This is a genomic window from Kitasatospora sp. NBC_01287, assembly GCF_026340565.1.
Classification (GTDB): domain Bacteria; phylum Actinomycetota; class Actinomycetes; order Streptomycetales; family Streptomycetaceae; genus Kitasatospora.
In genome coordinates this window covers 7,975,520-7,988,644 of the sequence record NZ_JAPEPB010000001.1, presented here as the reverse complement: position 1 = coordinate 7,988,644, position 13,125 = coordinate 7,975,520, and the positions used below count along the sequence as shown (strand labels likewise).

The following is a 13,125-nucleotide window of genomic DNA, read 5'->3' as shown; positions in this document are numbered from 1 at the left end:
CGGCCGGGCTCGGGTGCGGTCGGCGCCGCCGTCGCGCCGCCCACCGACCCGGTGGATCAGCTGACTGCCCCTCACATCCCGTGCGGAGAGCGGCCGTAGCGGCTCCGCGGCCGCCGTAACGAGTGATCGTAATCCCGCCGCAGCCCCATTGACCTGCGGCGGGATTGCGACGTTCCAGAATCTCCAAGAACCTTGTACCCCAGTACACTTGTCTCTGCTACGATCTCATCCACGGTCAGGGGCATGTCAGTTGATCAGGCATTCCTCGACATCCACCGCTCGTCCGTTGACACGGAGGCTCCCGATGAAGGGGATTTCGACCAGAGCGGTACCGTTCGGACGCGAGAACGGCGTCCTTCTGGTGGGGGGAATTCCGGCGGACCGCTTGGCGGAACGCGTCGGCACGACACCGTTCTTCGCGTATGACCGAGGGCTCGTCAATGAGCGGGTGGCGGCGGTGCGCGCCGCACTGCCCGGCGGCGTCGAATTGAGTTACGCCGTGAAGGCCAATCCGATGCCGGCGCTGCTGCAGCACATGAGCGGTCTGGTCGATGGATTCGACGTGGCGTCGGCCGGCGAACTGCGCGAGGCGCTGAACACCGCGACACCCGCCGAACGCGTGAGCTTCGCCGGTCCGGGAAAGACGACGGCGGAACTGCGGCAGGCGGTGGCCGCCGGGGTGACGGTCGAGTTGGAGTCCGCCAACGAGCTGGTCCGGCTGCGGGCGGTCAGCGAGCTGCTCGGCGTCCGGGCCAGGGTGGCGCTGCGGGTCAACCCGGACTTCTCGGTGCGCGGCTCGGCGATGCAACTGGGCGGCGGACCGCAGCAGTTCGGCATCGACGCGGAGCGGGTTCCGGCGGTGCTGCGCGAGCTGGCGGCCGGGGATCTCGACTTCCAGGGCTTCCACGTCTTCGCCGGGTCGCAGAACCTGGACGCCGCGAGCATCTGCCAGGCGCAGCGCGCCACGGTCGAACTGGCCGTCAAACTCGCCGAGTCGGCTCCCGGGCCGGTCCGCTACCTCAACCTGGGCGGCGGGTTCGGCATCCCGTACGCCGCCCGGGACCGACCGCTCGACCTCGCCCCGATCGGCGCCAACCTGGCCGAGCTGCTGGACGGCGAGATCCGCGCCCAGCTGCCGTCCGCGCGCGTGGTCATCGAACTCGGCCGCTACCTGGTCGGGGAGGCGGGGGTCTACCTGACCCGGGTGGTGGACCGCAAGGAGTCGCGCGGGAAGACCTACCTCATCGTCGACGGCGGCCTGCACCACCAGCTCGCCGCCTCGGGCCACTTCGGTCAGGTGATCCGGCGCAACTACCCCGTGGAGCTGGCCGGTCGGGCAGCGCCGGCGGCTGAGGCGAGTGCGGAGCCCGACGCCGACGGCACGGCCGACGCCACCGACGCCACCGACGCCACCGACGCCACCGACGCCACCGACGCCACCGACACGGTCGACGTCGTCGGCTGCCTCTGCACGCCGCTGGACCTGCTCGCCGACAAGGCCGTCCTGCCGCAGGCGCGGATCGGCGACCTGGTCGCGGTCTTCTGCGCCGGCGCCTACGGCCTGACGGCCAGTCCGACGGCGTTCCTCGGCCACCCGGCCCCGCCCGAGGTCCTCGTCTAGGAGCTGTCCGGTCGAGCGACGGAACGGCGCAACTCCTCCGGCAACGTCAAAGGGACTCAGAGTGCGAGCAGTGCCCATGATGGAGACCAGGAACCCGGGTGGCGCGACCTTCCAGACCCGGGCGGCACCGGACAGACCCGTCCTCGGCCCCGCCAAGCCACCGTGCTTCCGCGTGCTCGGGCTCCTGCAGGTGCACGGTGACCGGCCGGTGCCGGTCACCGCGCGGCGCCAGCAGGTGGTGCTGGCCCTGCTGCTGCTGAACGGCAACCGGGTCGTGGCGCTGGACAGCCTCTTCGAGGCGCTCTGGGGCGGCGCGCCGCCGGTGACCGCCCGCGCCCAGGTGCAGACCTGCGTCTCGGCACTGCGCCGGGCGCTGCTGGGCGCCGGGCTCGGTGAGCGGATCCAGGTGCGCGGCGGCGGCTACGCCATCGAACTCGGCCACGCCGAGCTCGACCTGCAGATCTACGAGAGCCTCGTGGTGCGGGGCCGGGCCGAGTTGGCCGCCGGCCGCCAGGAGGCGGCCCGCGCGGCGTTCCGCGAGGCCCTGTCGCTGTGGCGCGGCGAACCGCTGGACGGCATCGACAGCAGCCTGGTGCGCGCCCACCGGGTGCGGATCGGTGAGCGGCAGGTCGAGGTGCTGGAGGACTGCGTCGACGTCGAGCTGCAACTCGGGCGGCACCGCGAGGTCGTGGGCGAGGTCTCGGCGATGGCCGCCGAGCACCCGCTGCGCGAGCGGCTGGTCGGGCAGCAGATGACGGCGCTGTACCGGTGCGGGCGCCAGGCCGAGGCGCTGGCGGTGTACCGGCTGGTGCGGCAGCGCTTCGTCGAGGAGCTGGGGCTCGAACCAGGTCCCTCCGTACGGCAGTTGCACCAGGACATCCTGAACGGTTCGCTCTCCGGTCACGGGGGTGCCGCTCGGCGTGAGCAGGCGGACTCCTGGCGCGGCGGCAGCAGCGGCGCGGCCGCACCGGTGCCGCTGCCGGTGCCGCTGCCGGTGCCGCTGCCGATGCCGCTGCCGCTGCCGATGCCGATGCCGGTACCGCTCCCGGGGTCGATGCCAGCCCCGGCGCCACTGCCCGCGCCCGCGCCCGCGCCCGCACTTGTGGCCACGCCCGTGCCCGTGCCCGTGCCGCGCATGCTGCCGGCCCGGGTGCCGTACTTCACCGGGCACGGCGAGCTGCTCGACGCGCTGCGGCGGCGGCTGGTGGCCGACCGCGGCCCCCACGCGGAGCTGGTGGCGGTGATCACCGGACGCGGCGGTGTGGGCAAGTCGACCGTGGCGAGCGAGGTGGCCAACACGCTGGCCGCCTCCTTCCCCGACGGGCAGCTCTACGCGCGGATGGCCGCCGGGGCGGGGCGGATCGAGAACGTCTCGAACGTCCTGAAGCAGTTCCTGAGCGCGCTCGGGTTCACCCCCTCGAAGATCCCGGCCGGCATGGAGGACCGGGCCGCCTTCTACCGCAGCGCGATCGCCGGGCGCCGGGTGCTGACGGTGATCGACGACGCCGTCGACGAGGCCCAGGTCCGCCCGCTGGTGCCCGGCACGCCCACTTGCCGGCTGATCATGACCACCCGGACCAGGACCACCCCGCTGCTCGGTTCCGCCGTCTTCGAACTGGACGTCTTCGACACGGCGGACGGCGTCGAGCTGCTGGCCGCCATGGTCGGTCGGGAGCGGACCGACGCGGAGCCGCGGGCGGCCGGCCAGCTCGTCGAGCTGTGCGGCGGGCTGCAGTTGGCCCTGGGCGGGGCGGCGGCCCGGCTGGTCGCGCGTCCGCACCGGACCATCGGCGACTTCGTGGCGCTGCTGCGGGACGAACGCCGCCGCCTCGACCAGCTGGCCGGCCAAGGGGTCGACATCCGGGCCACCCTGCGGCGCGGCTACCTGGGCCTCGACCCGATGGCGCGGCACCTCTTCGCCCGGCTGGGGCTGCTGGAGTCCGGCAGCTTCGAGGCCTGGGTGGCCGCCCGCCTGGTGGCGCTCGACGCGGGATCGGCGGCCGAGGCGCTGGAGAGCCTGGTCGACGCGCGCCTGGTGGACGTGGTGAGCGGGACCGGAGCGGCCGCCCGGTACCGGTTGCACGAATTGGCCCGGATCTACGCCCGCGAGTGCTTCTTCGCCGAGGACCCGTCCTTTGCCGAGGGCCCGTCCTTTGCCGAGGATCCGTCGGAGGGGCGCACCGGCGCGGAGCGGTGAACGCCCGACACAGGTCGCACCCGGTGCGGTGTCCGCACGGGAGCCGGTGAGCCGCGGCAGCGCCGCCGTTCACCGGAAATCCCGCTGAACGCGGGCACCGGACAGCGGGCCGGCACGGCCGGGAAACCTCGGGGGAACCCTCGGGGAAGATCTCGGGGGGAAGCCTCGGCGGAGAAACGCCGGCCGGGAGCACCGGCGGGCGGAAACCGGGCTGGAATTATTGATCCTGACGGACCGCTCAGGAGTTCCGACACGCCCGCGTCCCGGCCGTTCCAGAGAACTGACGCATAATCAATCGGCCGCCACTGGCAGCAAGTTACCGGCCCTTTCCGGTCGCCGCGGTAATCCCGGCCGCCGTTGACGCCCTGATCGCCCGCAAAGCAGAATCGGCGTGGAATGTTGCCGCGCCGAATCAACGCGGGCCGGCGATGTTCGCAGCCGATGAACGGACTTTTCCAGTTCCCTGTGGCTCTGTTGCGACGGCGGTGAGTGGGCTGACTTCCCTGGATACGAAGCCGGTGGTCGAGGAACCGATCGCCGTCGTCGGCATGGCGTGCCGACTGCCGAAGGCCGGTGACCCCGGTGAGCTGTGGCACCTGCTGCGCACGGGCACCGACGCGGTGACCGACGTGCCGGCCGGCCGCTGGCCGGACGCCGCGGCCACCGCTTTCCGCCGCGGCGGGTTCCTCACCGAAGTGGACGGCTTCGACGCCGACTTCTTCGGCATCTCGCCGAACGAGGCCGCCGCGATGGACCCCCAGCAGCGGCTCGCCCTGGAGCTGTCCTGGGAGGCGCTGGAGGACGCCCGGATCGTGCCCGCCGCCCTGCGCGGCGCGGCGGCGGGGGTGTACGTCGGCGCCATCGGCGGCGACTACACGCTGCTGCACGACCGGCTCGGCGCGCCCGGTCCCCACACCCTCACCGGGACGCTGCGGAGCCTGATCGCCAACCGGGTCTCGCACCAGTTCGGCCTGCGCGGCCCCAGCCTCACCCTCGACTGCGGCCAGTCCTCCTCGCTGGTGGCGGTCCACCTGGCCTGCGAGGACCTGCGCCGCGGCACGGCCGGCCTGGCGCTGGCCGGCGGGGTCAACCTCAACCTGCTCGCCGGGACCAGCGAGGTCATCGGCGACTTCGGGGCGCTCTCGCCGGACGGCCGCTGCCACACCTTCGACAGCAGGGCGAACGGCTACGTGCGCGGCGAGGGCGGCGCCGTGGTGGTGCTCAAGCCGCTGGCCGCCGCACTGGCGGACGGCGACCGCGTGCACGGCGTCATCCTCGGCGGCGCGGTCAACAACGACGGCGGCGACGACGGCCTGACCGTGCCCAGCCCGCGCGCGCAGCGCGAGGTCATCCGGCTCGCCTGCCGCTCGGCCGGGATCGACCCGGCCGACGTGCAGTACGCCGAACTGCACGGCACCGGGACCAGGGTGGGAGATCCGATCGAGGCCGCCGCGCTCGGCGCGGCGCTCGGCACCGGCCGCGCGGACGGGGCTCCCCTGCTGGTCGGCTCGATCAAGACCAACATCGGGCACCTGGAGGGCGCCGCCGGGGTGGCCGGGCTGCTCAAGGTCCTCCTCAGCCTCGAACACCGCCGGCTGGCGCCCAGTCTGAACTTCGAGACTCCGAACCCCGACATCCCGCTGGCCGCGCTCCACCTGGAGGTGGTGCGCACCGCGCGGGAGTGGCCCGACCCGGACCGCAGACTGCTCGCGGGGGTGAGCTCGTTCGGCGTGGGCGGCACCAACTGCCACCTGGTGCTGGCCGAGGCACCGGAGCCGACGCGCACCGAGCCGGCCCGACCGGCCCAACCGGCACAACCGGCGGAACCAGCCCAACCGGCCCAACCGGCGGAACCAGCCCAACCGGCCCAGTTGGCGGAACCGGCCGGCGCGCCGCGAGCCGCCGGCGTCCCGCCCCTGGTGCTGTCCGCCCGCAGCGCGCCGGCCCTGCGGGCGCAGGCCCGCGCCCTGGCCCGGCACCTGGGCGAGCACCCGGCGCTCCCGGCGCCCGACGTGGCGCTCTCGCTGGCCCGCACCCGGGCGCAGTTCGAGCACCGGGCCGTCGTGCTCGGCGAGGACCGGGCCGAGCTGGTGGCCGGCCTGGACGCACTCGCGGAGGGCCGGCCCGCCGGATCCGTGGTGGTCGGCAAGGCGGTGCCCGGCGGCGACGTGTTCGTCTTCCCCGGTCAGGGCTCCCAGTGGCCGGGCATGGCGCAGGGCCTGCTCGACACCTCACCGGTCTTCGCCCGGCGGCTCACCGAGTGCGCGCGGGCGCTGCGACCCCACCTCGACCACTCGCCGCTCGACGTCCTGCGGGGCCGGCCCGGCGCCCCGCCCCTGGACCGCGCCGAGGTGATCCAGCCGGCGCTCTGGGCGGTCATGGTCGCGCTGGCCGAGGTCTGGCGGGAGCGGGGCATCGAGCCCTCGACCGTCATCGGCACCTCGCAGGGCGAGATCGCCGCCGCGACGGTGATCGGCGCGCTCACGCTCGACGACGCGGCCAGGGTGGTGGCCCTGCGCAGCCGGATCGCCGGCTCGCGGACCGGTGGGAGCATGCTGTCGGTCGGCGCGCCGCTCGACCTGGTCGAGCGCCTGCTGGCCGGCGCGCCCGAGGTCACCCTCGCGGTCGTCAACGGACCCCGCGCGGCCGTGCTCTCCGGCCCGGCCGAAGTGCTCGCGCGGCTCCAGGCCTCGCTCACGGCCGACGGCCACCGCGCCAAGGTCCTCGCGGCCGCCTACGCCTCGCACTCACCCGCCGTGGACGCGGTGCGCGAGGAACTGCTCGCTGCGCTCGCCCCGATCCGGCCGCGGGAGGCCGCGGGCACCTTCATCTCCACGGTGACCGGTCGGCCGGTGGATCCCGCCGCGCTCGACGCCGCGTACTGGTTCGACAACCTGCGCCGGCCGGTGCTCTTCGCCGACGCGACCCGGTACGCGCTGGAGCACGGCGCGGGGCGCTTCATCGAGTGCGGCCCGCACCCGCTGCTCGGCGGGAGCATCGAGGAGACCGCGGAGCACGCGGGCCGCGAGGTCGCCGTGCTGGGCACGCTGCGGCGCGGCGAGGGCGGCGCCGAGCGGCTGCGGCGCAGCCTCGCGGAGAGCTGGGCCGCCGGCGCGCCCGCCGACCGGGCGGAGCTGTGCGCGGCGCCGGGGGCCCGGCTGACCGACCTGCCGACCTACCGCTTCCAGCGGGAGCGGCACTGGCTGGACGGCGCGGCCACCCGCGCCGCGACGAGCCCCGGCACGATGACCGCCCCGGCCGCGACGACCGGGCCGGCGCCCACCCCGGCGGCGCCCGACACCCCGGCGCCCCGGCCACTGCCGGGCGCCTCCCGGCAGGAGCTGCGCGAGCTGGTGACGGCCACGGCGGCGGACCTGCTCGGGCATCGCGAGGGCGCGGCCCTCGACCCCTCCCGCAGCTTCCGGGACCTCGGGTTCGACTCCCTGGCGACCGTGGAGCTGCGCGCCCGGCTCCAGGCCCTGACCGGCCTGCGGCTGCCGACCGCCCTGCTGTTCGACCACCCGAGCCCCGACCGGCTGGCGGACGCGCTGCTCGCCCTGCTGACCGGGAAGAGCGGCGGCGGGCACCCCGACGACGTCCCGGCCGGCGCCCCCGCGCCGCGGGCCGAGCCGGCCGCCGACCCCGTGGTCATCATCGCGATGGGCTGCCGCTACCCCGGTGCGGTCACCTCGCCGGAGGACCTGTGGCAGGTGGCGGCGAGCGGCACCGACGCCATCACCGAGCTGCCCACCAACCGGGGTTGGGACCTGGACGCGCTCCTCGGGCCGGGGGACGGGCGCGCGGGCAGCTGCGCCACCCGCTTCGGCGGCTTCGTGCACGACGCGGACACCTTCGACGCGGCCTTCTTCGGCCTGAGCCCGCGCGAGGCGCTGGCGATGGATCCGCAGCAGCGGCTGCTCCTGGAGACCGCCTGGGAGGCCCTCGAACGGGCCGGGATCGACCCCACCGGGCTGACCGGCTCGCCGACCGGTGTCTTCGTCGGCGCCATGGCCGGCGACTACGGGCCCCGCCTGCACCAGCCGGGCGGCGTCGTCGACGGCCATCTGCTCACCGGCACCGCGACCAGCGTGGCCTCCGGACGCATCGCCTACACCTTCGGGCTGCGGGGCCCGGCGATCACTGTCGACACCGCCTGCTCCTCCTCCCTGGTCGCGCTCCAGCTGGCCACCGAGTCGCTGCGCCGCGGCGAGTGCTCGCTCGCGCTGGCGGGCGGGGCGACGCTGATGGCCAACCCGGGCAACCTGGTGGAGTTCAGCCGGCAGAACGGGCTCGCCGTCGACGGCCGCGCCAAGGCCTTCTCCGCCGCGGCCGACGGCACCGCCTTCGCCGAGGGCGCCGGGATGCTGCTGCTGGAGCGGCTCTCCGACGCGCGCCGCAACGGCCACCCGGTGCTCGCGGTCGTGCGCGGCGTGGCGGTCAACTCCGACGGCGCCAGCAACGGCCTGACCGCGCCGAACGGCCTGGCCCAGCAGCAGGTGATCCAGCAGGCGCTGGCCGACGCGGGCCTGCGCGGCGCCGACGTGGACGCGTTGGAGGCGCACGGCACCGGCACAGCGCTCGGCGACCCGATCGAGGCGGGCGCCGTGCTGGCGACCTACGGCCGGGAGCGGTCGGCGGAGCAGCCGCTCTGGCTCGGCTCGGTCAAGTCGAACATCGGTCACACCCAGGCCGCGGCCGGGGTGGCCGGGGTGATCAAGATGGTGCAGGCGATGCGGCACGGCGTGCTGCCGCCCACCCTGCACGTGGCGCGGCCGACCGCCGAGGTGGACTGGGACGGCGGCCGGGTGCGGCTGCTGACCCGGGAGCAGCCGTGGCCCGCCACGCCCGAGAGGCCGCGCCGGGCCGCCGTCTCCAGCTTCGGGATCAGCGGCACCAACGCGCACGTCGTGCTGGAGGCCGCGCCGGAGGTGGACCCGCAGCAGGCGGCGCCGCGCCCGGCCGGACCGCAGTTGGCCGGACCGCCGCCGGCCGGGCCGCAGTTGGCCGGGCCGCCACTGATCTGGGTGCTCTCCGCCCGGTCCGCCGCCGCCCTGCGGGCCCACGCCGAGCGGCTGGGCGCCCACGCGCTGGCGGCGGACGAGGACGGCCTCGCGCAGGCCGGCCCCGCCCTCGCGCTGCGCCCGGCCTTCCCCCACCGCGCGGTGGTGCTCGCCGCCGACCGCGCGGAGCTGTGCGAGGCGCTGGCCGCCCTCGCCGCCGGAGCGGCCCACCCGTGCCTGCGGCAGGGCATCGCCGCCGCGGACGTCCGGCCGGTCTTCGTCTTCCCCGGCCAGGGCGCGCAGTGGGTCGGGATGGCCACCGAACTGCTCGCCGCGGACCCGGTGTTCGCCGCCGACCTGGGCGAGTGCGCCCAGGCGCTGGCCCCGCACACCGGCTGGTCGGTGCTCGACGTGCTGACCGGCGCCGAGGGCGCGCCGGCGCTGGAGGGGACCGAGGTCGTCCAGCCGGTGCTCTTCGCCCTGATGGTCGCGCTCGCGCGCCGGTGGCAGTCGCTGGGCGTGGCGCCGGCCGCGGTGGTCGGCCACTCCCAGGGGGAGATCGCCGCGGCGCAGGTGGCCGGCGCGCTGACCCTGGCGGAGGCCGCGCGGGTGGTCGCGCTGCGCAGCCGGGTGCTCGCCGCGCTGGACGGCACCGGCGGTGTGCTCGCGGTCGGCGCCCCCGCCGCCTGGGTGCGCGAGCGCCTGGCGCCGTGGCGCGAGCGGCTCTGGATCGCGGTGGACAACGGCCCCTCCGGCACGGTGGTCGGCGGCGAGCTGGCCGCGATCGAGGAGTTCACCGCGGCCTGGGGCGAGGCGGTGCAACTGCGCCGCACCCCGGTGGCGTACGCGGCGCACACCCCGCACGTGGCACCGGTGCGCGAGGAACTGCTCTCGCTGCTGGGCGCCTTGGCGCCGGTGGACACCGGCACCGGGTTCTGCTCCTCGTGCCTGGGCGGCTTCGCCCCCGGCTCGGCGCTGACCGCCGAGTACTGGTACCGCAACCTGGCCGAGCCGGTCGGGTTCGACGCCGCGATCAGGGCGTTCGGCGGCCAGGAGCCCGGCGGGCGACCGCTGTTCGTCGAGGTGAGCCCGCACCCGATCCTGGCGGGCGCGGTGCAGGACATCCTCGCCGACGCGGGCATCGAGGGCGGCGCCGTCGGCACCCTGCGGCGCGGCCAGGGCGGCCCGCACCAGTTCGCCACCGCGCTCGCCGCCGCCTTCGTCCAGGGCGCGCCGGTGGCGTGGACGCGGGTGCTCGGCCCGGTGGCACACCCGGCGGCACACCCGCTGGACCTGCCGACGTACCCGTTCGACCGGCAGCGGTACTGGCTGGACGGCGCGGAGGTCGGCGCCCCCGTCAGCCCGCTGGGGCACCCGCTGCTGGCGGCCGCGGTGCCGGTGGCCACCAGCGGCGGCCTGCTGCTGACCGGGCGGCTGTCGCGCCGCAGCGCGCCCTGGCTCCTCGACCACGCGGTGCGCGGGAGCGTGCTGCTGCCCGGCACCGCGTTCGTGGAGATCGCGCTGCGGGCCGCCGCCGCGACCGGGGCCGACCTGGTCGAGGACCTGACCCTGCACGCGCCGCTGGTGCTGCCGACCGCGGGCGCGGTGCAGCTGCAGGCCGAGGTCGGCGGCGCCGACGAGCGGGGGCGGCGCACCCTGGCCGTCCTCTCCCGACCCGACGGTGACGTCTCGGCGCCGTGGACGCGGCACGCCGAGGGCGTGCTCGGCGTGCGGGAGGGGGCCGCCGCCGAGCGGATCGCGCCCTGGCCCCCGGCGGGCCGCACGGCGATCGACCTGGCCGACGGCTACCGGCGCCTGGCCGAGCTGGGCTACGAGTACGGCCCTGGCTTCCAGGGCCTGGCCGCCGCCTGGCGGGACGGGGCGGACCTGTACGCCGAGGTGCGGCTGCCCGAGCCGCTCGCCGCCGGGGCCGACGCGTTCGCCGTGCACCCCGCGCTGCTGGACGCCGCGCTGCACCTGCTGGTGCTCGAACCGGGCGCGGAGCCCGGGCAGGCCGGGCCGCTGCTGCCGTTCTCCTTCTCCGGGGTGTGGCTGACCGGGCACGGCGCCGACCGCCTGCGGGTGCGGCTGACCCGCTCGGGGGACGGCGGCGCGGCCCTCTCGCTGCACGACGCCACCGGGGCCGCGATCGGCGGCATCGAGGCGCTCACCCTGCGCCCGGCCCCCGCCGGCCTGCCCGATGGTGCCGGCCTGCCCGGTGGTGCCGGCCTGCCCGGTGGCATGGGCCTGCCCGGTGGCGCGGCGGCCGAGCTGCACCAGCTCGACTGGGTGCGGGCCGCGCCCGGCACGCCCGCCACCGGGTCGCGGCCCGCGCCCGGCTGGACCGTGCTGGGCACCGGCCCCGCCGCGAAGGCGGCCCTGGAGGCGCTGCGGACGGACGGCCTCGACCCGGTGCGCTGCGCCGACCTGGCCTCGCTGCCCAGCCCGGTGCCGCCGGTGGTCGCGGTGCCGTTCCCGTCCTGGGCCGCCGGGAGCGGCGATCCCCGGGCCGCCGTGCGGGCGGACCTCCAGGAGGCGCTGGAGCTGATCCGGCGCTGGGCGGGCGAGGACCGCTTCGACGGCTCGCGGCTGGTCTTCCTGGCCGACCACCGCTCACTGACCGGCGCCGCGCTCTGGGGCCTGGTGCGCTCGGCCGCCACCGAGCACCCAGGCCGGTTCGCGCTCGCCGACCCCGGCTCCGCCGACCCCGGCGCGGCGGCCCTGCTGGCGGGCGCCGTCGAGGCCGGCGAGCCGCAGTGCGCGGTGCGCGAGGGCCGGCTGCTGCTGCCCCGGCTGGCCCGCCGCCCGGCGGGCCCGGACGCGGCGGACTCACCAGGAGCACCGGGAGCGGCGGGAGCACCGGGAGCGGCGGTGGAGCTGGGCGGCGGCACGGTCCTGGTCACCGGCGGCACCGGGGGCCTGGGCGCGCTGGTGGCGGCCCGGCTGGTCGAGCGGCACGGCGCCCGTGACCTGCTGCTCGTCTCCCGCACCGGCCCGGCCGCCCCCGGCGCCCAGGAACTGGTGCGCCGGCTGGCGGAGCTGGGCGCCTCGGTGCGGATCGCCGCGTGCGACCTCGCCGACCGCGCGGAGCTGACGGCGCTGCTGGCGTCCGTACCGCCGCACCGCCCGCTCGTCGGCGTGGTGCACGCGGCCGGGGTACTGGACGACGCGGCCGTGACGGGGCTGACCGCGCGGCGGCTGGACACGGTGCTGCGGCCCAAGGTCGACGCCGGCTGGCTGCTGCACGAGCTGACCGCCGGGCTGCCGCTGCGCGCCTTCGTGCTCTTCTCCTCGATCGCGGGGGTGCTCGGCACCGCGGGCCAGGGCAACTACGCGGCGGCCAACGCGTTCCTGGACGCGCTGGCCGAGCACCGGCGGGCGCTGGGTCTGCCCGCGCTCTCCATCGCGTGGGGCCTGTGGTCGCTGCCGACCGGGATGACCGCGGGCCTGACCGGGACCGACAGGGCCAGGCTGGCCGCCTCCGGGGTGCTGCCGTTCCCGGCGGCGCACGGCCTCGACCTGTTCGACGCGGCGCTGCGCGGCCAGGACGGCGACGCGCGGCCGGTGGCCGCCCGCTGGGACACGGCCGCCCTGCGCGAGCGGGCCGAGGCCGGCGAGCAGGTGCCGGCGGTGCTGCGCGGCCTGGTGCCCGCCCGGCGCCGGGCGGGCACGGCTGCGAGCGGCACGGCTGCGAGCGGCACGGCGGGTGCGCGCGGCACCGGCGCGGACCAGGCGCCGGGCGGCTTCGCCGAGCGGCTGGCCCTGCTGGGCCAGGCCGAGGCGGCGGAGGCGGTCCTCGCACTCGTCCGCGACCAGCTGGCCCACGCGCTGGGCCACCGCACGGCGGACGCCATCGAGCCCGACCGGCCGTTCCGCGACCTGGGGCTCGACTCGCTGACCTCGGTGGGGCTGCGCAACCGGCTCAGCACCGAGACCGGGCTGCGGCTGCCCGCCTCGCTGGTCTTCAACCATCCGACGGTCACCGCGCTGGCCGCCCACCTGCTGGGCGAGCTGCTGCCGGCCGGGCCGTCCGCCGAGCGGCTGCTGCGGGAGGCGCTGGAGCGGCTCGCGCCGCGCCTGGCAGAGGCGGATCCGGCCGAACGGGAGCGGATCGCGGCCGCCCTGCACGACGCGCTGCGGCGCCTGGACCCGGCACCGGGCGGCGGGACACCGGACGGCCAGGGGCTGAGCAGCCAGGGGCTGAGCGGTCCGGGGCCGAGCGCCGAGCCGGCCCTCGGCTCGGACGAAGAGATCTTCGCGTTCATCGACGCGCGGGGCTGACCCGCCGCCCACCTGGCGCGGCGCTG

The 13,125-nt window shown here is 76.6% G+C and carries 3 protein-coding genes; all 3 read left to right on the top strand.

What is annotated here, in order from left to right; translation table 11 throughout:
* Positions 1–304: 304 nt before the first annotated feature.
* The 3 genes from OG455_RS34085 to OG455_RS34075 all read left to right on the top strand — a co-directional run bounded on the left by OG455_RS34085 (position 305) and on the right by OG455_RS34075 (position 13,099).
* Complete coding sequence (locus tag OG455_RS34085; RefSeq protein WP_266300150.1) at positions 305–1,621, top strand: pyridoxal-dependent decarboxylase, exosortase A system-associated; 1,317 nt, start codon at positions 305–307, stop codon at positions 1,619–1,621.
* A 76-nt stretch (positions 1,622–1,697) separates the two neighbouring features.
* Positions 1,698–3,818, top strand: a complete 2,121-nt coding sequence (locus tag OG455_RS34080) for an AfsR/SARP family transcriptional regulator (protein WP_266300149.1) — start codon at positions 1,698–1,700, stop codon at positions 3,816–3,818.
* 518 nt (positions 3,819–4,336) lie between these two features.
* A complete protein-coding gene (locus OG455_RS34075; protein WP_266300148.1) occupies positions 4,337–13,099 on the top strand; it encodes a type I polyketide synthase in 8,763 nt (2,920 codons plus the stop codon).
* Positions 13,100–13,125 lie beyond the last annotated feature (26 nt).